Source organism: Sulfurimonas sp. SWIR-19, assembly GCF_020410885.1.
Lineage (GTDB): Bacteria > Campylobacterota > Campylobacteria > Campylobacterales > Sulfurimonadaceae > Sulfurimonas > Sulfurimonas sediminis.
In genome coordinates this window covers 1,978,865-2,002,477 of record NZ_CP084578.1, presented here as the reverse complement: position 1 = coordinate 2,002,477, position 23,613 = coordinate 1,978,865, and the positions used below count along the sequence as shown (strand labels likewise).

Below are 23,613 nucleotides of genomic sequence, written 5' to 3'. Positions count from 1 at the left end.
CCTTTTAAAATCCCGGCATTAAGGCATCTGCTGCCATTGGAAATGCTATCATTGCGATAACTGCCGGTAAGATGAATAAAAACATTACAAATGTAATGCCTATATTCATTGTTGCTGCCTTTTTCTCTATGTTGAGCATCTCCATGGATTTAAGCTCCTGTGCCTGATTTTCGAATATTGATTTCACACCGATTCCTGTCTCCTCGGAGAGGCGCATAAAACCGACAATGGTTGCGATGGCATCACTTCCCGTACGGTTGACGAGATTTGTAAATGCGATATCACTTGAGTAGGTTATAAACTCGTTTTTAAACTTTTTTGACTCAGCCAAAAGGTCCGGACCCAAAACACTTTCTCCTTCTGTGGTGACTTTGTCTATGGCATTGTTAAGACCGCCGCCGCCTTCAAGAATGATGATAAGCAGATCTATAAAAATAGGCAAATCATTTTCTATTCTTTTGATTCTTGCTTTGATCTGTTCTTCGAGATACAGGTAAGGCATAAAAAATGCTATGCTCAGCCCTCCTGCAACCAAGAAGAACTTGTTTAAAAAACTGAAATCCATAAAGAAGAGTAAAGAAATCAAAGAGGCGCCCGCCAGAACACTGGCAAAGACAATTTCGTTAAACTGCTTTTTCTTGAGTCCTGCTCTTTGCAGTTTGAGCTTGAATTCCGCTTTTTTTGCACTGAAATTATCATTCAGAATGATGTCATCTTCTGTGGCAAAAACAGCAGATAAAAATGTGTTGTGTTTATAGCGTTCATACACATACAAAATGAGATACCAAAAAAGAACAACAAGAGAAATTATTAAAAGGGCAGTGGCAAACATTTCCATCATTTATTTACCTTTGTCAGCATTTTGTTAATCATAATTCCGGTAAATACCCAAAGAGCAATGCCTAAAAGCTGAAATCTTCCGTACTCGGACTCCATAAAGTAGTGGTGCAGTTTTCCGTCAAAATTTCCGTTGAGTGAAAAATACAAAAAGATGGTAATGAGGACAACAACATAAGAACCCACACTGCCTTCTCTTGTAACGACATCTACTTTCTCCTGCATCTTTTCTCTGTATGTAATTGTTTTTTCAACTTTTTCCAGAGTATTTGAAAACTGTCCGCCGCTTTCTCTTCCTATTTTGATTGCAAGTGCAAAGATACGAAGCTCTTTGGAATGTACAAACTGGTATAAATTCGTAAAGGCCTCCATCTCTCCGATAGTGTTTTTTTCCTGAAAGAATTTTGCAAAAATATCACGAAAGAGTTTTGAGCCGGATACAGCAACAGACTTGCTGAGCGCCTGCTCAAATCCTATGCCGTTTTTCATCATTTTTACAAGTACAGAAATAGCCACAGCCAGGGCTTTGTTAAATCTTTTTTTCCTGCTGCTTATAATGGTCTGTACAATCATGTAAAATATAAAAGCACCAAAAGGAATTCCTATCACATAACCACTCCAATGGCGTAAAAAAAGTGCAAAAAGAGAACCTGCAAAGAGACAGAACACAATAAATATCAGCACAAATATATAGGGAGAAAAGCTGAATCCTGTTTGCAGCATCAGTGTGGTTATTTTGTTTTTGAATGTATTCCTGCTCTCTTGATCCTTCTCTTGCAAAATATCTTCTTCATTAACATCTACAAGTGATATGACATGTTTAATGTAGTTGATGTGTTTTGTACGCCGGTATTCTACAAAAAGAATATAGCCCAGGGCAGTGGCACTGAAAGTGATAACAAAAATAAGCAGTATGTCTATGTGTAAAGGAGTCATTATTTTAAGTTCGGCCATCTTTCTAATATGCTTTTTCCTGAGATATACGAAGCTTGAATAATCTCTGACATATAATTCTGTTTCCATCCGCACATTCTTTTGGGATGAAAGGCATTAAGCTCATTTGTGAGCATCTCTTTGCTTACCACATAGTCGTTGTCAAATATACGTGATTCCATAGTCACACCGTTTTGCATCATTTTTGAAATAGCTCGTGAAGAGCCTGAAACCGCTTTGAAGTTTCCGCTTGAATCCATCGGATTGTCACTGTTTGCATTACGCTGAAATTCAAACAGATCCAGCATGGAAACCACACCGTTTTCCTCTATTCGTTTTTCCGGCTCAGATATTTTTACAATCCGTCTTGTTCCGTCGGGAAAACGGACAATTTGTATGATTAAGTCAACTGCAGAGATAATCTGCGAACGCACAAAGGTCATATTTGCCGTCGGACGGGCTTCTAAAAACATGTTTTCAATACGCACAATTGCCTCTTTGGTGTCATCCGCATGAATGGTTGTCATGGAACCGGGATGTCCCGTATTCATAGCATTGAGCATGGTAACAATCTCGGGACCTCTACACTCCCCGACGATGATACGCCTTGGACTTGAACGCAAAGCCGTACGCAACAGGCTCTCTATGGTTATGGCACCGGCACCCTCTTCGTTTGGAGGACGTGCCTCAAAAGAACGGATGGCATGGCAGGGCATTTGCGGTTTCATCTCTTTTGTATCTTCTATGGTAAGGAGTTGATCGCCTTCGTCAATAAATCTGGTTATAGCATTTAAAAAAGTTGTTTTTCCGCTTGAAGTACCACCGGAGACGACAATATTGAGTTTTCCTTTGACTGCTTTTACAAGGAAATAGGCCATTTTTAAATTTATCATATTTGAGTCTATAAGTGTCTCAAAAAGCAGAGGAATCTCGCGAAATTTTCTCACCGTTACATAGGAGCCGGGATTCCCGTCACTGTCAAGGTTTGCAGAAACAGGAGGAATCTGTATCTCTATACGGGAACCGTCCGGCAGTTTTGCCGAGGCAATAGGATGTGATTCGTCTATTTTTCTGTTGGAGACCATCAGCATTCTGTTGATAAAACGGCGGAGGTCTTCTTCGCTTCTGAATTTGAAAGGCGTTGCTATGGTCTGTCCGTTGTAAATGACATCAATATAGTCTTTGGTATTGACCAAAATATCATTGAGCCCCTGTCCGGCAAGACGCATCACCGTTGAGATGGGACCATAATAGAGCAGATTGTCTATGATGAAGTCGGCTATCTCTGTTTTAAGTGCAGGCTTTGGCAGTGTAAAATCAGATATGTGTTTGGTAACCACCTCACGTATCATTTTTTCTGTGAGTTGCCCGTTAATATTGAGTTTTTCTACAAAAGCATCATAAATAGAGCAGGCAAGTTGAAAATACTCCTCATTTCTGTAGATAAGCGGAAAACAAAATTCAGTACAGAGGTTTTCCTCAATATGGACAGAGGAAGTGTTGCTTTTTACTTCTGTTTTTTCTTTTGTGTTGCTGTGGCGTTCTTTGATTTTTTCTTTTAAAGCCATTGTTTTACTCTGCTCCAGAAAGATTCTTTGTTTTTGTGTGCATTTTCATACAGGGCACCGTCATGAATAAAAAAATGTTCTCCAAACTCTTTGAGTTTGAGCATAAAAGGAGCATCAGGGTATTCATCGCATACAAGTTGTGCTTCATTCCAGCACTCTCGCAGATGCAAGGCATCATTTGGCAGAGCAAAGCCTATTTCAAAGTTATGCTTTAAGCCTTTTGAGAGTATTTTCCTCGCTTCTTCATGTGTAACACTTCCGTAAGAGTCTGAACGGTTGGCTATGATATGTGTTTTGGAATACCAGCCGCTTTTGTCTATAATGTCGATATAGGTTTTCAAAATAGACATTGAGGGAATGGAAAATTCTGTAATGACAAAAATATTGTCGGCGATTTCCTGTATATCCACCTCTAAATCCACATCTTCAAAAACACCTACATCTATAATGATAAAATCAAATTTTTCTTTGATAAACATGATGAAATTTAAAAACATCTGTATATTTTCAGGCTTCTCCAACTCTTCTCTGTCAGTATGTTTTTGCATACCCGGTACAAAGTAAAGATTGTCATTTAGTTTTTCCAGACCGTTTTCAAAGAGTTCCTGCATATCCAGATTCTGCACATGTGAGATGTCTACAATGGTTTTTTTTGGCTGCGGGTAATTAAAAAAGAGATTTGAGACCGCTTTTGTATAGGCAAAATCCAAAAAAAGAACATTTTTTTCCGGATGGTCCTGTGCCAGTGTTTTTGCAAGGTTCATGGCAATGGTTGTTGTCCCGACCCCACCGTTTATACCGGTAAAAACAGAAATATTACTGTTGCCGCGTCGTGCTTTTATAATGCTTTGCGACTTTATGATGAGATTTGTAATGAGCCCTGAGTCGGCTTCTTCTTCGCTGAGGTAGACATCAACACCGATTTTTCCTGCAAGCAGAGAAAATTTTGTATCATTTTTACCGACAACTATCATGTAGATATTATTGTTAAAGTGGATGTCGGAGATTTTTTCTATGTCTTCGAGGTTTTCTACACGATAGAGCAGTACCACATCACGGTTTTTGCTTGCCGCATAAAAGCTGATAAAGTCACTGATGGAGTTAAAGTTTTTAACATCTGTAAACTCGTCTTTTAAATCGTTGTAGCACTCTTTGTCTACTTTTGATACATAGGCGATTATCATTAATGCATTCCTCCGTTTTGACCGTTACTGTTTTGGCTGTTGTTTTGGTTGTTACTCTGATCATTCCTGTTCTGACGCTCTCGTGAGACTTTAATGATTTCAAACTCTGTTGTTGTCCCCGCTGTTGTTGCGTTAATATCTTCAATATCTATCTTTTTCAAATGCAGGATAAGGCCTTTGTGTACTTTTTCTTTGTATTCGACAACGCTATAATCATTCTTGTCCAATAGATTGTCAAGTTGCGTATCATAATCGGCTCCATTGGAAGAGTGTCCCGATAAAATACTCACAATATTTGTAAAAGTGTCAATTATCCTTCCAAACAAACCTTTCTTTTGTCTGCCTTGATTGCGTTTACACCAGTCCAGCCAATCTTCAGTAGATACGTGAATGGTATATTCTGTTTGTGTTGAATAATTCCATGGAAGTGCATACAAACAATGGTCATGGTATGTTTCAGATGTTCGTGAAAGTAGGTTGTACGCAGATACAGCCGAATCATCAGCACATCTCTTTCGAGTTTTTCCACCATCCAATGTTGTGTCCGTTGGAACTCCTTGTGTAAATGTCTGATATGATGAACGCCAGCCAAAGATTCCTTTTTCATCTTTTACTTTACAGGATTGTACCTCTGTACCATAGACACTTTCAATGCCTAAAAGTTTAAAATATTCAAAGCCTTTTACTATGCCGTTTTGTACCTGCATAAATGTCAAAGGCATATGATTTGTAAAATCAAAGTTGACGCTGACAGTTTCTGTGAGTGTTTTTGAATTTTCTCCAAAGAAAAAGCGAAACATGGACTTTGCCATGAATATCATCGGTTTAAAAACCTCGCTAAGAACAGGGAATCTTCCTGTGTTTTGATCAATTTTAGGCTGTACATAATTGGTATTGTCCAGTTTGCTTGCAAGTGTCAGCAGGGTTGTTTCTGTGTCTTCTAAAACAGAGTCTGACTGTATGCTGGACTTGTTAGAGTTTTTACCCAGTAAACTGGCGCCGTTTCCAAAAAACGGCATCCACTGGCTCATACCAAAGAAATTTTGAAACTTACATGTAAGGCTGTCTGGATTAAAAGTGAAAAAGATGCCGTCGCATCCTGTCGTGTCATTTATCATTAGGGCATTATAATCAAGCAATGATGGCTGTTTCGTAGCAGAAGCCTGATTGATGCTGTTTGTATCTATGGCAGATTCTTTTTTTATACGGTAGTCTTGCTGCAGACCAAAAATAATGTTTGCCATATATCTGTTTCTTGCTTCAACGGTATTTTGTGTCAAAGCAGATATTACAGTTGTATCATTTTGCGGAGAAAAATAGGTCTTTATCAGTTGTACCAAATAACCAAAAAAAGTTTTTGGCTTTTCATTCTTATAATCATCTGTGCCGTCATCTTGATAATATTTGCCGTCTCGAAAAACATCCAAAGCATAAAAAGCATCATCATGGTTAGCATCATAATTTTGTGCGGAATCAAAAGGAATTCTGTATTCCCCTGCAGGCAAAACTTGTCCCATGGCATCTTTTTGTAGTTCAGGGTTAGCTAAAGTTCCATCATTAATCAAAAACGGTTTTTGCCCTGAACAGCCTTCTTCCGGCAATCCGCCGTCTTTACATGTAAAGACATTTTTTATAGTTAGTTTGACATTGGCGGCAGTTGCAATGTTTGTAAAATTGGACTGGTCCTGTGCGGCATCTGAAAATTTTCCCCAAAAATTGTTGATTTTAAAATTTTGCGTATTGATTTTGATATTCTGGTACATAATTTTGTCACCATAGTCATTTTGTACGTCCTCTGCTTCATACGGTGTCTGCAACGTTACATTTGTTGTTGTCTTTGCCGAGAGTACCAGTGTCAGTACAAACAGACTTAAAAGTATGATTTTTTTCATTTTTTCCCCTTGTTTAGTTTTCATCTATGTTGTTTAACACCATAATATTATGAATGTATTGACTCACTTTTTCATTTAACTGCGCATCAGTGAGACTTCTGTTTGCGTCATAAAGCTCCTGTTTCTTTTGACAGGCTGCAATGATGAGACGCTCCTGCGTATGCTGCAGATTTTCCAACTGGTTGACTTTGTGCAGGTTGTCACTCTCCCCGCCCATAAACCAGATAAACCAAAACAGCAGCATAATTGCCAGGAACAATGGTACCAGTGCTGCAGAACCTCTTCTCATAATTTTCCTATTGTATAACTCAGTATTGCGGCAATGCTCATAGCCGGAGCAAAACCATAGCTTTTCTTTTTCAGAGCAGCTAAAATCACGAGATGTATCAGCCCTGAAAATATGATAAAATACCCGACCTGGGGCAAACCTACAAAAAGGGCACAAAAGGCACCAAATCGCAAATCACCGCCGCCAAAAGCCATATTTAAAATAACAGGGATGATAAATATGACAAGTACAATTAAGACCGCATATAAATCATATACAGACAAGTCTGCATCCCACCATTTTAAAATAACCAATACTGCAAATGCCGGAAGTATAATTCTGTCCGGAATAACTCTTTTTTTACTATCAATATAAGAGAGAACAGAAGCAATAATTATAAAATAAACAAATATAATCATCACATTCCCTACACTCTTTTTTGATATTTTTGTGATATTTGAGCTATTGTATGGAAGAGAAGCTTAAATTAATTTGAAGTATGTGAAAAACAATGAAATTTAGTACAAAATAAGAAAAAATAATGATAATTGTTACTTTTCGAAGTAGTTTTTGTTTTTTAAAATATAAGTTCAGATTATGATGTTGATTTTAGAGTTCACTTGCAAACCTGAGTGCATCCATACCGTATTTTTCACGCAGTTTTTGTGCTTTACATGTAAGCATATACATTTTTCTTTCTTCTTCAAAGCCTAAAAGCGAGAGCTCTTTTTTTGAATCTCTCGTAAAACTTGAACAGTTGATACTCAAACGAATGACACAAAGGCGCTTGTGAATGTCAGCCGCATGAAAAAGAGAAATGCATAAGGCATCAAACTTTTTTTCGGTAAATATTTCTGCCAGAGAGATGTTTTTGTGAGATTTTTGATGCATTTCATAGGCAATACCCAAATGAAAAACAGTGGGAACGACCTGAAGCTTTATAATGGCAAAGCTGAGGTGTCTGGCAAGAATGTGCACCCGTCTCAGCAGTTCTGCTCTGTCGTAGAGCGGATCAAAAGTTCTGGATATTCCGATGGATTTTCTTTGATGGGTCGTTTTAATCTGCGCATCACTTTCTCCGTTGACACGTTTATAGAGCTCTTTTGCATAGGGTCCCCATGACTCCAGAGTTCCCTGTCTTTTTCGCAGTTCTCCGAGTGTTTTGATTTGTGCACTGTGCAGTTTGTTTTTCATACTTTTGCCTATGCCTGCGAAATCTTCTACCTTGATGGGATTGACAAATCTGTCAAATTCGTATTTTGTAATCGTTTTGCATCCAAAAGGCTTGGCATAGCTTGTTGCGAGTTTCGCGATGTAGCGTGTGGATGCGGCACCGATGGAGACCGGCAGCTGCAACTCTTTTTTTATCTCGTGTCTCAGACCGTCTATAAATTCGGGAATCTCCTCATCTTTGACCCATCCGCTTACATCTCCGTAAAATTCGTCAATAGATGCCTGCTCAATCAGCGGAATTTTGCGTGCCAGAAAGTCATGGAGTCTGTGAGAAAGCTCCTGATACAAAGACATATTGGGTGCTTTGATGATGAGTTGCGGGCAGAGTTGTAATGCCTCACGAATACTCATGGCGGTTTTGATGCCATAGGCACGGGCTTCATAACTCGAAGTTGTGAGAATACCCCGGATACGTCCGTCTTCGTCCTGAAAACTTTTTAGGTCATCCTCGTTTTCATAGGCTTTATAAAAAGTCGGTACAAAGGAACCGGAATTTTCAAAATTGACTCTCTGGTTCTTTGCGTCTTTGGTAAATATTTTTGTATCGCTTCTTCCGCCGATGGCAACAGGTTTGTGTGCCAAAGAAGGCTCAACTATACGAGCTGCACTGACAAAAAAGCAGTCGATGTCAATATGGATTTTCATAATTTAATAGTAGCAGAGAAAAAAGAAATTTTTTAGAAGTATTGCAAATTGACAAAAATATATTATAATTTCGTCAAATCATTTTAATAAGGAAAGCGGATATGGCACAGGTACCGGAAGATATAGGCTGTGAAAACAAGGAATGCATTGCAAAAGATGAGTGCAAAAGACAGGTCATTGCAAAAAACGGCACAGCACGTGAGATTAAAGAGTTTGGTGGAACAGCAGCAAAAAAATGCGGAAAATTTCTTCAAAAATAGATGAAATATTTTTTAATACTTCTTCTTGTCCTGTTTTCTGCCTGTAGCATAAAAGACTATCAGCATACAAGTGCAAAAATAGTAACAATCAAATCACCGAAACTGAAGTTTTCAGACATTGGGTATCTGCGACATACTGAAGATGCCATCGAATTAGAACTTTTTGTAGCAGGACATGTGTACAAACGTATTCATATCAATCATTTGATTTGTGTGGACGAGGGATGTATGAGTAAAAACAGTTTTAATGCAGAGTATCTCTCCTCGGCATATCCTTCTTCTTTACTGCAAAATATTCTTTTAGGCAGGGCAATATACAATGGTAAAAACAGCTTAAAAAAAGATAACGGATTTATACAAAGAATAAAAACTTCAGATGTAGATATAAAATATAGGGTAAACTCTCAGGAAATTTATTTTAAAGACAAAAAAAATCATATACTTATTAAAATCAAGGAACTCAACAGATGACATGCCATAAATATGTAGGCGCACATGTAAGCGCAAGCGGAGGTGTTTATAATGCTCCAAAAAATGCGCAGGAGATTGGAGCAAAAGCATTTGCCCTTTTTACAAAAAATCAGAGACAGTGGGTTGCAAAACCGCTTGATGCCGAGACAATACAAAAATTTAAAACTGCTTTGCAAGAGAGTGGAATTTTACCAAAACATGTATTGCCACATGACAGTTATTTGATAAATCTGGGACACCCTGAAGTTGAAAAACTTGAAAAATCAAGAGCAGCTTTTATAGATGAACTGCAACGGTGTGATGCTTTGGGTCTTGACAAACTCAACTTTCATCCCGGCAGTCATCTGGCAAAACTGACAAAGAAACAAAAAGAGGATGCGGATTTGCTGCAGACCATAGAAAACAAATGTCTCGATGTTATTGCCGAATCAATCAATCTCGCTCTTGAGCAGACACAAAATGTTAAAGCAGTGATAGAAAATACAGCAGGGCAGGGCAGTAACCTTGGGTACAGGTTTGAACATCTGGCATATATTATAGATAAGATAAAAGACAAATCAAGAATCGGTGTCTGTATAGACACCTGTCATATGTTTACGGCAGGGTATGACATTCGTACGCGAGAAGCCTATGATAAAACCTGGACAGAGTTTGGCGAGATTGTCGGCTTTGAGTATTTGAGCGGTATGCATTTGAATGATTCAAAACCGCCTTTGGGGAGCAGAGTGGACAGACATCACTCTCTGGGAAAAGGAGAAATAGGACTGGATGCTTTTCGTTTTATAATGAATGATGAACGTATGAATAACATTCCGTTGATACTTGAGACAATAGATGAGACGATATGGGCTGAGGAGATAAAGCTTTTGTATTCGTTTTGTGAGTAGTCGGCTCTGAAGTACCGATTCCGGATTCAATAATATACTTTATAGATTTTTGAGGAAAAATAAGATAGTATTGTCGGCATAAAAATACAAAAAAAGAGAAAAATATGAAAAAAACAGCGTTCCTGTCACTCGTGACAGCTTCAATCCTTATGGCGGGCGGATATAAAATCCCTGAAACTTCTACAAACTCTGTAGCCCTTGGCGGAGCAAATGTTGCCCATACAAAAAATGCGGATGCAGCATATGACAATCCGGCAAATATGGTTTTTATGGAGGATGCCCAGCATATTGAAGCAGATTTGATGTATGTGGGATTGAGTTCTACACATTTTAAAGGGACCTATGCAAAAACTTTGACAGGTGCAGAAGAGTTAAATTCTGAAAAACAGACTTTTATTCTTCCTTCGCTTCATTATGTCTCTCCAAAGCTCGGTGAAAACGGTGTACGTGTCGGTTTGAGTGTCACTGTGCCTGCCGGACTGAGCAGACAGTGGGAAGAGGGTTCTGCCAAACTTGTTTCTCAGGAGTTTACATTAAAGATTGTAGAAGTGAGCCCGAGTGTTGCGTATAAAATCACAGATACCCTGGCCTTTGCATTTGGTTTTAGAGCGGTGCATACAAACGGGGTTGTAAAAAGCAGTGAAAGCGCAATTGTCAATGCATCTCCTTTGGCAACATCCTATATCAGCCGTGATCTTGAAGGAAGCTCTTTGGATTTCGGGTACAATCTTGCCCTGTCATACCACCCGACAAAAGCACTGGAGTTGGCTGCCACATACCGTTCGAATGTAAATTTGACGGTAGAAGGAAGTGCTGTGCTTTCCTCAACGGCTGCATTGGGGGGAGCTATTCCTGCCGGTTCGTACAATGGTGAGGCAAGTGTGAGTATTCCTTTACCTGCAACATTGATGTTGGCCGGAGCCTATACGTTTGAGAAGACAAAAACAACGGTAGAAGTTGTGTATGAAAAAACATACTGGTCAGCATACAAGTCTCTTGATTTTGAGTATGACGGATCCCTGACAAACCCGGTTTTGATTGCTGCTTTTGATAATCCGAAACCTAAAAACTGGAAAGATACAAACACGTTTCGTTTGGGTATAACGCAAGAATTGGATGATATAACATTAAGAGTAGGTGCAATATATGACGAAACACCAACACCGGAATCAACACTCAACTTTGAATCACCGGGAAGCAATGCATACTCCTTTTCGTTTGGCGGGCGTTATCAAATAAATGATAGAATGGATGTAGGTTTATCGGCACTCTATTCCATAAAAAAAGACAGAACGGTTACCACCCCTCCTAATATCAATGGAGTAGACGGTACATTCAGTAACTCTAGAGCACTCCTTGTGTCAGCCGGTTTAGGGTATAAATTTTAAGGAAATAATTGAAAACATTAGTTAACTTTTTAAACGAAAAAGAGATTGAAAAATCGGAAATATTCATACATTTAAAATGCAGTATCAATGAAGCCAAAATACTGCAGTATATAGCACACAGATATATGAAAGGGCAGGATGATGTTTTGGTGCTTGATTTGTTGCAGGATTTGTACGAGAGTGAAAATTATGCACACCTGGAGCATTTGAGAGAACTCAAAAGTCTTCTTGAACTCGGATGGCTGCATCAGCAAAGCTTTACCCCTGTAAAAATAGCAGATGTGACCCCGCTTGAACTTTTAAATACTGCAGTAGGGCTCACTCCTGCTTTTTTAAAACTTTTACAAGACGGAACACTGGATTTGGATTTGCCTGAGGTGAAGCCCTATTCTGACCATCTTGAGTATCTGCAGGATCAGTTTTTTCGAATTGAACTCTATCAGAAAATGAGTGTGATACGTCAAAATGTACATGAGCACTCTCTGGGGATAGACAGACTGCAAAACAAACTCAAACTGCTTGAAAATCGTATAGAAGAACGGGTCAAACAGAGTTCTGAAAATCTTGTTTTGGACAAATTTTTCAAACAGAAAAAAATGAGCAACTATGAGCAGGTGATTTTTATTGCACTGCTTCGTGAAGAATACGGATCGACTGACTCCTCACTGCGGGAAATGAATACGCTGATAGATTTGATTTCGCTTGATGAATATGAGCGTATTAAAAATCGTTCTTTACTCGAAGAGGGATCGAATCTTCTCAAAAACGGAATTATTGATTATGAAGAGATGCTGAATCCTTTTGGCGGAATCAGCCGTTCTTTCTATATAGTAGACGATGTTTTGCAAAGAATTATTCATCCGCAGAAAACAAAAAAAGTAACACGCTTAAAACTGAATGCTTTGGTAGAAGAACAGGATATTTTTGAACTGGTAGAGCCGGACACATCTTTGGATGATGTGGTACTGAATGTAAAAACAAAAGAGACGCTTGAAAACCTGATGAAACAGGTGGACAAAGAGGTTGTGAGTCGTCTTGTAAAATGGGGTATCAAAGACAAAAAAAGCGGTATAGATGCCAGAATAATTTTTTACGGACCGGCAGGAACGGGAAAAACCATGACAGCATACTCCCTGGCAAAATCATTAAAGCGTCAGGTACTGGCATTTGACTGTTCAAAAATACTCTCCATGTATGTTGGAGAGAGTGAAAAAAATGTCCGTAAAATCTTTGATACTTTTTATGAACTCAGCGAAAAAACAAAGACAGAACCGATACTGTTACTCAATGAAGCAGACCAGTTTCTGGGTGCAAGAAGCAGTGGCAATATCACAGGTTCAGATCAAATGCATAATCAGATGCAAAATATCTTTTTAGAACAGATTGAGAACTTCAGAGGAATGCTCATAGCAACGACAAACCTGCTTGAAAACATAGACAAAGCATTTTCGAGAAGATTTAACTATAAAATCGAGTTTAAAAAACCGGACAAAGAGCAACGGGTACAACTTTGGAAAAAAATGTTACCAAAAGAAGCACCTTATGAGAAAAACTTCAATGTTGAAGCACTTGCGGAATATTCTCTCACAGGAGGACAAATCAGTCTTATAATCAAAAACACAGCCTATAAAGTCGCTGTACGGGAGAACCCGCTCTTTACGCTTGATGATTTTATTGATGAAATCAAGCGTGAAAAAGATGCGAACTTCGACAGTGAGAAATCTATGGGATTTTTAAACAAATAATTTTAAAGCTTCTTTTAAACTAACAAAATCTTTACTCGTATCAGTGTTGCGATAAGTGACATTTGGTATGAGTTATTCCCCACAAAACTTTTTTTTAATATTCATTTTGCTATAGTGCAGTAACTGTTTTTTCTAGTAACAAATGAAAATAGGTTTGCAACAAAAACTGTTTTTCATCGTTAGAAAACAAATATAAAAACTAGTTATATTTTTAATAAATATGACTTTTAAAATAAAAGGTAGGTTATATGGAGCATATAGTGACTTCAAATCCGTATTTTGGGGTATTTGTACTTTTTGTTATAACATTTGGTGCGTTTATTACAACAACTGTCGTCGCCCGATTGGCGAGTCGTGCATTGGCACGTAAAGACAGTGAAAAAATCAAACTTTCAGTGTATGAATGTGGACCTGAAATTACTAAGCAGCCAAACAGGGTATCACCGCAGTTTTATCTGTTTGCATTGCTTTTTCTGCTTTTTGATGTGGAAATAGTATTTATGTTTCCTTGGGCAGTAGATTTTAAAGTGCTTGGTTGGTTCGGTTTTGCTGAAATGATAATGTTTATATTGTTATTGGCAATAGGTTTTGTATATGCATGGAAAAAAGGAGCGCTGGAATGGCACAACATAAAGTAAATTATACACAGGACGGTGGTTTACCGATAGCACTGACAAGTGTGGATAAAATTGTAAACTGGGGACGTTCCAATTCTCTTTGGGCATTAACATACGGTCTTGCATGTTGCGGTATTGAAATGATGGCATCAGGTGCTTCACGATTTGACTTTGACCGTTACGGAACAATTTTCCGTGCAAGTCCCCGTCAGGCGGATGTTATGATAGTTGCCGGTACCCTTACCAAAAAGCATGCAGAGTTCATCAAACGTCTGTATGACCAGATGACAGAGCCGAGATGGGTTATTTCTATGGGTTCATGTGCAAATACAGGCGGAATGTTCAATACCTATGCGACAGTGCAGGGATGTGACAGAATTATTCCGGTTGATCTGTATCTTCCGGGCTGTGCGCCGCGTCCTGAAACACTGCAGTACGGTGTGATGTTGTTACAAAAGAAAATTCGTGCGAACAAAGCGGGAAAAGCACAAAAAGCAAAGAGGTTACTGTAATATGAGAGCGTATAAACCTAAAGACAATGTACAGGCAAAAGCATACTATACAGACAGATTTTATGTAGCGCCACAGGTACCAAAAACAGCGGTAGAAGAAGATGAGATTTTTGCTGCAGACTTAGAGGCGATTAAAGCAAAGTTTGAAGTCAAAGAGGCCTATATTCAAGTGGAACAAATGGTTATATACATCAATGCGCATGATATTTACGGTGTGCTTGAGTTGATGCGCGATGAGTTGGCATATACGCAGCTTTCAGAAATGTCTGCCATTGACTGGCTGGCAAAAGATGATACATTTGAGATTTTTTATCAGATGCTTTCAATGACGAAGCGTAAGCGTATCCGTGTGAAATATTTCATTAAAAACGGAGAGGCGGTTGACAGTGTTGAAAAGCTTTTCAGAAGTGCTGACTGGAGTGAACGTGAAATGTTTGACATGTTTGGCATTGAAGCGAACAACCATCCGTTTATGAAAAGAATTTTAATGCCGTATGACTGGGAAGGCTATCCTCTTTTAAAAACCTATCCTCTTGAAGGGGATGAGTTTGCAGCATGGTATGAAGTAGATAAAATTTATGGAAAAGAAGCGCGTGACATCATAGGACCTGAACTTCGTGATACTGCAAGAGTGGACAGATATGATTCTGAGCGTTTTGCACGTCTTGGGCATGAAGTTCCAAAGGGTACAAAAATTACCGGTGACGAACCGGCAGTGACGCATTCGTATCAGGAAGAAGGCGGCGTTTTCCTCATCAAAAAACTTGATAAAGAGTCATCAGTAGTTATTGATGATCCGCAAAGATAAGGTGGTATAAAATATGGCACAGGTAAAAAACAGATTAACACCGTTTTTTGAAAATATAACATTTGATAGAGATGACAATGAACTGATATTAAACTTTGGTCCACAGCATCCGTCTGCTCACGGGCAGTTGCGTTTAATGCTGCATCTGCAACAGGAACAGATTGTAAAAGCGCATCCTGATATCGGGTATTTGCACCGTGGTATGGAGAAGATGGCTGAAAACATGATTTATAACGAGTTTATGCCGACAACAGACCGTATGGACTATATCGCATCATCTTCAAACAACTACGGCTTTGCTCTGGCTGTTGAAAAACTCATCGGGCTTGAAGTGCCTCGCCGTGCAAAAGTCATTCGTATGCTTCTTTTGGAAATCAACCGTCTGATGTCTCACCTTTTTTGGTTGGCAACGACGGCACTTGACATCGGAGCGATGACGGTTTTTCTTTTTGCTTTCCGTGAAAGAGAATACCTGATGGATATTATCGAAGGCTATTGTGGTGCACGATTGACACATGCGGCAATTCGTATAGGTGGTGTACCTCTTGATCTGCAGGATGGATTTTTACACCAGTTGAGAGTATTTTTAAACAAACTGCCGCAGAATATCAAAGATTATGAAGACCTTTTGGACTCTAACCGTATTTGGCTGATGAGAATGGAAGAGGTGGGAGTGATTTCTACAGAGATGGCACTTTCGTGGGGATGTACAGGTCCAATGCTCAGAGCTTCTGGTGTTGCATGGGATATTCGTAAAGAAGAGCCGTATGAACTCTATGATGAAGTGGAGTTTGATGTTCCTTTTTCAGACAAAGGTGACAACTTTGCCCGTTACCGTATCTATATGGAAGAGATGCGTCAAAGTGCAAAGATTTTGTACCAGTGTATAGAGATGTATGAAAAATGCGAAAAAGACGGGCAGACTGACTTGATGGCACATGCTCCGAAATACATTTCGGCACCGAAAATTGACATCATGACTCAAAACTACTCGTTAATGCAGCATTTTGTTCTTGTGACACAGGGAATGAGACCGCCGGTTGGAGAAGTCTATGTACCGACAGAGTCACCGAAAGGGGAGCTTGGGTTCTACATCAATTCCCAAGGTGGTCCTTATCCGTACAGACTCAAACTCCGTGCACCGTCATTTTGGCATACCGGAATTTTAACCGACTTGTTACCGGGTCACTACATTCCGGATGTTGTATCTATTATTGGTACTACAAATATTGTATTTGGTGAGGTTGATAGATGATTAGCTTAAAAAAAGTAAAGAGCTTTACTTTTTTAAGTGAAGTAAATATATCAATAAAAGTTTTCGTACGAAGCCAAGAGAAGAGTGAGGAAATAAAATGAAAAGATATGATTTAAGACACTTAAAAGATAATTTTGAACCTCGTATGAAAGAGATTTTGCAAGAGAAACACAAGCCTGCCGAGACTTTGATTTTTCTTTTTGAAATAGGAGATTTTTCTCCGATTCAAAGAAGTGCTGATTTGGTAAAAGAGTGTGGGTATGAACTGTATAACTCATTAAAATTTAACGAAGTCGACTGGACTATCGTAGTGAAAAAATAGGGATTGAATGTGAGCAAAGTATATTTTTCTACTTGGAATGGTGAGCTTGTTAATAATATTGGCAAACCCCAAGAAGAGTGGGAGGAATCAGCTTATAATTTACCGGCACAATATGATGATCACCGTGATTCAAAAGCTTTTATCGGCTGGGATGGTGTTTCGTTGTTTCATGAGGATGTAGATGTTATCCGTCTTGCGATGGAATATGCTGCACAGTATCAAGTCTATTCAGAAGCATGCGGAAGATGTGCTCCTGGAAGATGGGGTGGCCGTATTTTATATGACCAGCTTGATAAAATTGCTCGTGGTGAAGGTGAATTAGCTGATTTAGACCACTTAAAAGAGATCGGTAAAAGTATGCAGATAACTTCTAAGTGTGAGATTGGAAAAACAGTTCCAAATCCTATACTTGATTTGATGAATCATTTTGAAGATACATTTCTTGAGTGTATCAATGAAAAGAAAAAATCAAAACATTATGATGAAAAAATCGGTTATATAGCAAAAATAACGGCACCGTGTACGGACGCCTGTCCTGCGCATGTTGATATACCCGGATATATTGAGGGTGTAAGAGACTTGCGTTTTGACGACTCCCTGGAAGCGACACGCCAGACCATGCCGCTTGCACATACATGTGGGCGTGTTTGTCCGCATCCGTGTGAAGATGCCTGTCGAAGAACCAATCTTGATGAGCCTATTTCAATTATGGCACTTAAACGTTTGGGTGCAGACTGGGAAACCGATCATGAATACAGCTTTTTTCATCCTATGGAGAAAAAACCGCCGATTGATAAAAAGGTTGCTGTTATCGGTGCAGGTCCTGCAGGACTCACAACTGCCTATTATCTTGCTGCAGAGGGAATAGAAGTTGATGTTTATGAAGACCTTCCTGTCTTAGGCGGTGAAGTGGCTGTCGGTGTTCCCGAATACCGTATGCCTGTTGACAAATACAATCAGGATATTGAATGTGTCCGTGATATGGGTGTGAATTTTATCACAAACTCCAGAATTACTGCTGATGATATGCGAAGATTTGAAAAAGAATATGATGCAACAATGGTAGCTGTCGGTACCAGAATCTCCAAAAAGGTACGTTGTGAAAATGAGAGACCTGAGATTAAGGGATACTGGGGAGCAATTGACTTTCTTGACCGTGTCAATCTGTATGAAAAATACGGTATTACCATTCCAAAAGAGGTTCAGGAAGAGAATCTGCTGACAACCGATTATGTAGACTTGACAGGTAAAACGGTTGTCTGTGTCGGTGGCGGATTTACTTCAATGGATGTTGTGCGTTGTGCAATTCGGGCAAACGCAAAAAAAGTCTATATGATTTACCGTCGTGATGAAAAGACAATTATACGCAATACAACCTATGAAGAGTACCATGAAGCAGTTGAAGAGGGTGTTGAGTTTCTTTTTCACTCCGCTGTAAATAAAATTACGACAGATGAAAATGATATTTTAAGAGAGTTGCTGATTGACAAGTTTGAACTTGTTCCGGATCCAAACGGTGGACGCGCGCAGCTTGTAAAAATTGAAGGAGAGTCTTATACCATTGAAGCAGACTATCTTATTCCTGCGGTATCTCAGTCGGCTGATTTGGATCTGCTGCCTGAAGAGTGGGAAATAGAGATGACTTCATGGGCTACAATCAAGACAAACGGAAAAGACTATATGACATCACGCAAAGGTATTTTTGCCGCAGGTGACTGTGAGTATGGTCCTATGACGATTGTCAATGCCGTAGGTCAGGCAAAGCGGGCAGCATCAGTAATGGCTCGTTATGTGCAGACCGGTGAAGTAAGCTTGACTGATGATGAGATTATGGAAGATCATCTTGTAAAACTGAAAGTTTATGATAAAAAAGAGAAAGTTACCGGCTGGTTGCCGGGTCTTCCTCGTGAGCACTCTTCTGTTTTAGATGTTGAAGTGCGAAAGCATAATAATGCGGAAGTAAACCTTGGCTTTACACAGGAGCAGGCTTTAAGTGAAGCTGACAGATGTATGCGTTGTTATTATATAGCAATGGTACAGGCATAAGGGGAGTCGTAAATGAATAAAATTATAAATTTTAAAATTGACGGCAAAGATGTTACAGCAGTAAAAGGGGAGACAATTCTTCAGGCTGCGAGAAAAAATGACATCTACATTCCTACCATGTGTTATATTTCTAAAACAACACCCTGTGCCTCATGCCGTATCTGTTCTGTCGAGGTAGAAGGTGTAGACGGGCTTGTTCTCTCCTGCAACACACCTCCGACAGAGGGTATTGAAGTCAGAACAAACTCTGCCGAGCTTGAGCTTGAACGAACAAATATCATGAAACTCTATGATGTAAATCATCCATTGGAGTGTGGTGTTTGTGATAAATCAGGTGAATGTGATCTGCAAAATATGACTTTGGAGTTTGGCGTAGCACAACAGGAATTTTCTGCAAAAGACCAACTCAGAAAAGTGGAGCACTGGGGACTGATTAATTATGACCCTGCATTATGTATTATGTGCGAAAAATGTGTACATGTATGTAATGAAGTTATAGGCGATGATGCTATTGAAGTAAAATTCGGTGGTTATTCTTCTGTGATTATTCCAAAAAATGCCCAAACCTTAGACTGTACATTCTGTGGTGAATGTATTGCAGTCTGTCCGGTCGGTGCTTTGGTAAGCAGTGATTTCCAATACTCTGCAAATGCCTGGGAACTCTCCCGTATTCCCTCAACATGCGCTCACTGTTCTGCAGGATGTGCTTTGGAATATGAAACACGCCATGTCGGTATTAATGGTGAAGATTCTATTTACAGAGTGAAAAACAATTATGAATTCAATTCATTATGTGGAGCAGGGCGTTTCGGATTTGATTTTGAAAACCGTGCGTCTAAAGACGAAGCAGCATTTAAAAAGGCAGTTGAAGCCATTCAAAATGCAAACGCAATACGCTTTTCTTCCATTATTACAAATGAAGAAGCGCATATTTTACAGCTTTTAAAAGAGAAACTTGGGATAAAACTTTTTAATGAGGACGCAAGACTGTATGCTGAATTTATGAAAGCTTATTCTTCAGTAAGCGGTAAACTGCATCACAGTGCTTCGATGGATGCCGTCAAACAGGCCGATGCGATCATTATTATCGGCACACGTTTGGCGACGGATAATCCAATGGTACGTTATGCCGTGCGAACAGCATCCCAGCATAACGGTGCAAAAATAGTATATGCGCATCCGCTTGAAGATGCACTTATGAAAAATACGGCTACACAGTTTATGAAATATGAAGTGGGTACAGAAGAGGGTGTTATGGCACTTTTGGTACATGAGCTTCTGAAAAACAGAGATATAGATGAAAATACAAAAGCATTTTTGGATGAGTTGGACTTAGGATATCTTGAAGCTGAAAGTAATGTAGGCGATGATGAACTGAAGCTTATGACAAAATCATTCAAAAGAGCACAAAAACATGTACTTATCATCGGCAGTGATGTATTTGCGCACAAGCGTGCAAAAAATATTGCGAAACTGGCAGCTTTGATTGAAAAATATACTGAATTTTCATTACTGATTATTCCAACAGAAGTAAATACTGCAGGGGTTGCCCTTACATGTAAACTTAACAGTGATGAAAATATAAGCAATATTGTTGCCTATAATGCAGAAGGTGACTTTATAATGTCATCTTTAAAAGATTCAGATTTAGCGATGCCGGCACTTAATCAAGTGGAAGGAACAGTTGTCAATGTTGACAATCAGGTGCTTCCGTTGAATGTAGCACTTCCTTTTGAAGGATATACTTTGAATGATATAGCAAATGCTCTTGGTCTGAAAAAAGAAAATACTATTGACTATACAAAAGAGCTTGACCCATCAAAAGGTTTTAAAGCAATTGCTTTTGATGATCTGGAAAACTTTTTAACACCTTACGGTGAAGACAAAAGGGGCTATATTTTAGATGAAGTTGTATGCGAAACAGATTCAGAAATTGCACCTGTTGAAGAGTTGCCTGAGTTTAACGGAAGTGTAATTTACAATTGTAACCCTGTTTTGCAATTTAATGCGTTTACAAATAAAACACATCAGTTGGAAAAAGATACAACATTAAGAGGCTCGGCTCAGTTTGCGGCAGCTGCAAAGATTGCAGATGGTGATGTAGTTGAAATAAGCTTTGCGTCGAGAAAAATACAAAGAATTTTTAAACAAGATGAAGAACTAAAAGGAACTATAGCACTCAATCCTACCTTCGATTTAGGTCAGGATTTTAGCAGATATAGATTTGAAAAATCCAAAATAGCGAGAGTAATATAATGAGCGAAATTACCATAAACATTGACGGAAAAGATGTTCAGACAAAAGAGGGTGAGTATTTATTGAATGCTGCCCGTGCAAATGACATATTTATTCCTGCAATATGTTATTTGACAAGATGTAGCCCGACTCTAGCCTGTCGTATATGTCTTGTTGAAGCAAATGGAAAACAGGTATATGCCTGTAATGCAAAAGCAAAAGAGGGAATGCAGGTAGTAACATCGACTGAGTCTATAGAAAAAGAGCGCAGAATCATCATGGAAGTATACGATGTGAACCATCCGCTTCAATGTGGTGTATGTGATCAGTCAGGTGAGTGTGAACTGCAAAACTATACACTTGAGATGGGTGTTGATTCACAACATTATTCCATTAAGGATGTAGACAGAAGTTCTCATGACTGGGGACATTTACACTATGATCCGGGTCTTTGTATCGTGTGTGAACGTTGTGTTACTGCCTGTAAGGATATGATAGGTGACAATTCTCTTAAAACAATTCCACGAGGTTCAGACCCTCTGAATCCAGAGTATAAAGAAAGCATGCCAAAAGACGCATATGCAATGTGGAACAAACTTAACAAGTCTGTCATTGGTTTGACAAACGGAACGGATGTTCTTGACTGTACTTCCTGTGGTGAATGTGCAGCAGTCTGCCCGGTCGGAGCACTTGTTGATACACAGTTTATGTATAAAGCAAATGCATGGGAGTTAAAACAGGTTCCTGCAACCTGTGGTCACTGTTCTGCCGGATGTCAGATAACCTATGATCTGAAGCATACAAGCATAGATAATCCGCAAGACAAAATATACCGTGTAATGAACGAATGGAATTATGTTTCACTTTGTGGTGCAGGCCGTTACGGATTTGATTATCAAAATGCCGGTGTTACAAAAGACGAGACTGCATTTGCAAATGCACTCGAGGCCTTCAAAAAGGCAGATACAATAGCTTTTACATCTACAATTACCAATGAAGAAGCCTACCTGCTTCAAAAAATGAAAGAAAAATTCGGATACAGACTTGTCAATCCGGAAGCAAAAGCATTTCAGGATTTTTTAAACAATTATGCACAAATCAGTGGCCATAAACTCTATAAAGGTGACTTGGAAAAAGTACATAGTACAAACTTTATAGTCTCTGTCGGTTCGGCACTCAAAACTGACAATCCAAATGCACGTTATGCATTAAATAATTCGCTGACAGTAAAAAAAGGCGCAGGAATTTATTTTCATCCTGTAAAAGATCCGATTATTGAGGGTATAGGGAAGTCTATCATGACAGTTGCACATGCTCCTCTTCAAGAAGAAGCAGCTTTATACCTTTTGCTTGATCTTTTTGCAGACAAATCGAAACTGCCTTCTGATATTGTTGAATACCTTGCTTCTTTTCATTCGCAAAAAACCGTTACAGTTGAAGAAGTTGTGAAAGAAAAAGTTGTGGAACTTGTGAAAGAGACAAAAGTCAATGAAGAGACTGGAGAAGAAGAAGAGATTGAAGTAGAAAAAACCAAGATGGTTTCTACCAAAGTTGCAAAAGAAGTGGAAGTTGATGAGAACAGACTTTTAGAAATTCTTGGTCTTGATGACACATTTATGCAGGCACTTGAAAAGAACCTGAAGAAAAAAGAGACTTTTGCTCTTATGGTCGGGCCAGATTTATATATGCATCCAAATGCAAAAAACCTGGCTCGCCTGGTTGCTTTGCTTGAAAAATACTCAGCTTTTGAAGTGACCATGATTCCAACACTTACAAACTCATTGGGTGTAGCACTGATCTGTGACCTTGATGATGAAAAAGGTTCTTATACGGTTGCGTATAACACTGATGGTGATTTTGTACTCTCCGGGCTTGGTGACGGTGATCTTGATATGCCTGCAATCAATCAGCAGGAAGGAACATTGACATCTGTAAACAAGCGTGTCAATCCTACTAATGCGGCTATCGGATATGAGGGATATGAATTAAACGATATTGCAAAAGCGCTTGGTTTTGAAGCAGAAAATATTATAGACTACACTGTAGAACTTCCTGTTGCAACAGGATTTAAAGCCCAAGAGTTCGATAACCTGCCAAATCATTATGAAAATGACGGTACAGAAGTGCGTGGCTATGTGTTAGAAAATGTAGCAGTAGAGGCGAGTGAAGATGAAAGTGTGGAAAAATTCAGTGAAGATAAGTTAGAAGGGTGTATAATCTATTTAGCAAATCCTGTAAGACAGTTTACGGAATTTACCTACAAAACAACAAATCTTGACGAAGTAAGCGGTATTTACATGAGTGAAGAGTATTTATCCAAAACTGATTACAATGAGGGTGATACAGTCACAGTGAAAACTAAAAAAGGTGAACTGACTGCAAAAGTTGTTTGTGACAATAAAATTGCAGGTGATATAGTGGTTTTACCTACATTTGATAAAAAATTAAACTCAGAAGCACTCTTTGACGGCTACCGTTTTAGTACAGCTTCAATCCAAAAGGGGTAA

At 39.0% G+C, this 23,613-nt stretch carries 21 protein-coding genes; 13 read left to right on the top strand and 8 right to left on the bottom strand.

The window, feature by feature from the left end; genetic code table 11:
• Positions 1-4: 4 nt before the first annotated feature.
• From LCX93_RS10470 to LCX93_RS10435, 8 genes are all read right to left on the bottom strand, one after another.
• Positions 5-841: a type II secretion system F family protein gene (locus tag LCX93_RS10470; protein WP_226066220.1), complete on the bottom strand. Its 837-nt coding sequence runs from the start codon at positions 839-841 to the stop codon at positions 5-7.
• On the bottom strand, positions 838-1,791 hold the full coding sequence (locus LCX93_RS10465; RefSeq protein ID WP_226066219.1) for a type II secretion system F family protein: 954 nt from the start codon (positions 1,789-1,791) through the stop codon (positions 838-840). The genes LCX93_RS10470 and LCX93_RS10465 overlap by 4 nt, the downstream gene beginning before the upstream one ends.
• On the bottom strand, positions 1,773-3,338 hold the full coding sequence (locus tag LCX93_RS10460) for a TadA family conjugal transfer-associated ATPase (RefSeq protein WP_226066218.1): 1,566 nt from the start codon (positions 3,336-3,338) through the stop codon (positions 1,773-1,775). The genes LCX93_RS10465 and LCX93_RS10460 overlap by 19 nt, the downstream gene beginning before the upstream one ends.
• Positions 3,329-4,522 (bottom strand): CpaE/TadZ family protein, encoded by a 1,194-nt coding sequence (locus tag LCX93_RS10455; RefSeq protein ID WP_226066217.1) that lies wholly within the window; start codon positions 4,520-4,522, stop codon positions 3,329-3,331. Before LCX93_RS10455 ends, LCX93_RS10460 begins: the two co-directional genes overlap by 10 nt.
• Positions 4,522-6,414, bottom strand: a complete 1,893-nt coding sequence (locus tag LCX93_RS10450) for a hypothetical protein (RefSeq protein ID WP_226066216.1) — start codon at positions 6,412-6,414, stop codon at positions 4,522-4,524. The genes LCX93_RS10455 and LCX93_RS10450 overlap by 1 nt, the downstream gene beginning before the upstream one ends.
• Positions 6,415-6,427: 13 nt before the next feature.
• Positions 6,428-6,703, bottom strand: a complete 276-nt coding sequence (locus LCX93_RS10445; RefSeq protein WP_151899544.1) for a hypothetical protein — start codon at positions 6,701-6,703, stop codon at positions 6,428-6,430.
• Positions 6,700-7,101: an A24 family peptidase gene (locus tag LCX93_RS10440; protein ID WP_193150483.1), complete on the bottom strand. Its 402-nt coding sequence runs from the start codon at positions 7,099-7,101 to the stop codon at positions 6,700-6,702. Before LCX93_RS10440 ends, LCX93_RS10445 begins: the two co-directional genes overlap by 4 nt.
• Positions 7,102-7,291: 190 nt before the next feature.
• Complete coding sequence (locus tag LCX93_RS10435; protein ID WP_226066215.1) at positions 7,292-8,560, bottom strand: Y-family DNA polymerase; 1,269 nt, start codon at positions 8,558-8,560, stop codon at positions 7,292-7,294.
• A 101-nt stretch (positions 8,561-8,661) separates the two neighbouring features.
• Between LCX93_RS10435 and LCX93_RS10430 the strand changes: the two genes are divergently transcribed.
• The 13 genes from LCX93_RS10430 to LCX93_RS10370 all read left to right on the top strand — a co-directional run bounded on the left by LCX93_RS10430 (position 8,662) and on the right by LCX93_RS10370 (position 23,613).
• Positions 8,662-8,820, top strand: a complete 159-nt coding sequence (locus LCX93_RS10430; RefSeq protein WP_193150481.1) for a hypothetical protein — start codon at positions 8,662-8,664, stop codon at positions 8,818-8,820.
• Positions 8,821-9,291 (top strand): hypothetical protein, encoded by a 471-nt coding sequence (locus LCX93_RS10425; RefSeq protein ID WP_226066214.1) that lies wholly within the window; start codon positions 8,821-8,823, stop codon positions 9,289-9,291.
• Positions 9,288-10,178: a deoxyribonuclease IV gene (gene nfo / locus LCX93_RS10420; RefSeq protein WP_226066213.1), complete on the top strand. Its 891-nt coding sequence runs from the start codon at positions 9,288-9,290 to the stop codon at positions 10,176-10,178. The genes LCX93_RS10425 and nfo overlap by 4 nt, the downstream gene beginning before the upstream one ends.
• A 104-nt stretch (positions 10,179-10,282) precedes the next feature.
• On the top strand, positions 10,283-11,566 hold the full coding sequence (locus LCX93_RS10415; protein WP_226066212.1) for an OmpP1/FadL family transporter: 1,284 nt from the start codon (positions 10,283-10,285) through the stop codon (positions 11,564-11,566).
• An 8-nt stretch (positions 11,567-11,574) separates the two neighbouring features.
• Positions 11,575-13,311 carry an ATP-binding protein gene (locus tag LCX93_RS10410; protein WP_226066211.1) on the top strand — a complete coding sequence of 579 codons (1,737 nt, stop codon included), beginning with the start codon at positions 11,575-11,577 and terminating at the stop codon, positions 13,309-13,311.
• Between the two features lie 248 nt (positions 13,312-13,559).
• The gene (locus LCX93_RS10405; RefSeq protein ID WP_151899551.1) at positions 13,560-13,949 is read left to right on the top strand and encodes an NAD(P)H-quinone oxidoreductase subunit 3; all 390 of its coding nucleotides are present in this window, start codon (positions 13,560-13,562) and stop codon (positions 13,947-13,949) included.
• Complete coding sequence (locus tag LCX93_RS10400) at positions 13,931-14,440, top strand: NuoB/complex I 20 kDa subunit family protein (protein ID WP_226066210.1); 510 nt, start codon at positions 13,931-13,933, stop codon at positions 14,438-14,440. Before LCX93_RS10405 ends, LCX93_RS10400 begins: the two co-directional genes overlap by 19 nt.
• 1 nt (position 14,441) lies before the next feature.
• Positions 14,442-15,248 (top strand): NADH-quinone oxidoreductase subunit C, encoded by an 807-nt coding sequence (locus LCX93_RS10395; RefSeq protein ID WP_226066209.1) that lies wholly within the window; start codon positions 14,442-14,444, stop codon positions 15,246-15,248.
• Between the two features lie 13 nt (positions 15,249-15,261).
• Positions 15,262-16,503, top strand: a complete 1,242-nt coding sequence (nuoD, locus tag LCX93_RS10390; protein WP_151899554.1) for an NADH dehydrogenase (quinone) subunit D — start codon at positions 15,262-15,264, stop codon at positions 16,501-16,503.
• Between the two features lie 97 nt (positions 16,504-16,600).
• Complete coding sequence (locus tag LCX93_RS10385; protein ID WP_226066208.1) at positions 16,601-16,825, top strand: NADH-ubiquinone oxidoreductase subunit E family protein; 225 nt, start codon at positions 16,601-16,603, stop codon at positions 16,823-16,825.
• 9 nt (positions 16,826-16,834) lie between these two features.
• The gene (locus LCX93_RS10380; RefSeq protein ID WP_226066207.1) at positions 16,835-18,871 is read left to right on the top strand and encodes an FAD-dependent oxidoreductase; all 2,037 of its coding nucleotides are present in this window, start codon (positions 16,835-16,837) and stop codon (positions 18,869-18,871) included.
• A 12-nt stretch (positions 18,872-18,883) separates the two neighbouring features.
• Positions 18,884-21,127 carry an NADH-quinone oxidoreductase subunit G gene (locus LCX93_RS10375; protein WP_226066206.1) on the top strand — a complete coding sequence of 748 codons (2,244 nt, stop codon included), beginning with the start codon at positions 18,884-18,886 and terminating at the stop codon, positions 21,125-21,127.
• Positions 21,127-23,613 carry an NADH-quinone oxidoreductase subunit G gene (locus LCX93_RS10370; protein ID WP_226066205.1) on the top strand — a complete coding sequence of 829 codons (2,487 nt, stop codon included), beginning with the start codon at positions 21,127-21,129 and terminating at the stop codon, positions 23,611-23,613. Before LCX93_RS10375 ends, LCX93_RS10370 begins: the two co-directional genes overlap by 1 nt.

Bases quoted from the DNA above. Each gene is read 5' to 3' on its own strand.
- LCX93_RS10470 (WP_226066220.1), bottom strand. From the start codon at position 841: ATGATGGAAATGTTTGCCACTGCCCTTTTAATAATTTCTCTTGTTGTT.
- LCX93_RS10465 (WP_226066219.1), bottom strand. From the start codon at position 1,791: ATGGCCGAACTTAAAATAATGACTCCTTTACACATAGACATACTGCTT.
- LCX93_RS10460 (WP_226066218.1), bottom strand. From the start codon at position 3,338: ATGGCTTTAAAAGAAAAAATCAAAGAACGCCACAGCAACACAAAAGAA.
- LCX93_RS10455 (WP_226066217.1), bottom strand. From the start codon at position 4,522: ATGATAATCGCCTATGTATCAAAAGTAGACAAAGAGTGCTACAACGAT.
- LCX93_RS10450 (WP_226066216.1), bottom strand. From the start codon at position 6,414: ATGAAAAAAATCATACTTTTAAGTCTGTTTGTACTGACACTGGTACTC.
- LCX93_RS10445 (WP_151899544.1), bottom strand. From the start codon at position 6,703: ATGAGAAGAGGTTCTGCAGCACTGGTACCATTGTTCCTGGCAATTATG.
- LCX93_RS10440 (WP_193150483.1), bottom strand. From the start codon at position 7,101: ATGATTATATTTGTTTATTTTATAATTATTGCTTCTGTTCTCTCTTAT.
- LCX93_RS10435 (WP_226066215.1), bottom strand. From the start codon at position 8,560: ATGAAAATCCATATTGACATCGACTGCTTTTTTGTCAGTGCAGCTCGT.
- LCX93_RS10430 (WP_193150481.1), top strand. From the start codon at position 8,662: ATGGCACAGGTACCGGAAGATATAGGCTGTGAAAACAAGGAATGCATT.
- LCX93_RS10425 (WP_226066214.1), top strand. From the start codon at position 8,821: ATGAAATATTTTTTAATACTTCTTCTTGTCCTGTTTTCTGCCTGTAGC.
- nfo (WP_226066213.1), top strand. From the start codon at position 9,288: ATGACATGCCATAAATATGTAGGCGCACATGTAAGCGCAAGCGGAGGT.
- LCX93_RS10415 (WP_226066212.1), top strand. From the start codon at position 10,283: ATGAAAAAAACAGCGTTCCTGTCACTCGTGACAGCTTCAATCCTTATG.
- LCX93_RS10405 (WP_151899551.1), top strand. From the start codon at position 13,560: ATGGAGCATATAGTGACTTCAAATCCGTATTTTGGGGTATTTGTACTT.
- LCX93_RS10400 (WP_226066210.1), top strand. From the start codon at position 13,931: ATGGCACAACATAAAGTAAATTATACACAGGACGGTGGTTTACCGATA.
- LCX93_RS10395 (WP_226066209.1), top strand. From the start codon at position 14,442: ATGAGAGCGTATAAACCTAAAGACAATGTACAGGCAAAAGCATACTAT.
- nuoD (WP_151899554.1), top strand. From the start codon at position 15,262: ATGGCACAGGTAAAAAACAGATTAACACCGTTTTTTGAAAATATAACA.
- LCX93_RS10385 (WP_226066208.1), top strand. From the start codon at position 16,601: ATGAAAAGATATGATTTAAGACACTTAAAAGATAATTTTGAACCTCGT.
- LCX93_RS10375 (WP_226066206.1), top strand. From the start codon at position 18,884: ATGAATAAAATTATAAATTTTAAAATTGACGGCAAAGATGTTACAGCA.
- LCX93_RS10370 (WP_226066205.1), top strand. From the start codon at position 21,127: ATGAGCGAAATTACCATAAACATTGACGGAAAAGATGTTCAGACAAAA.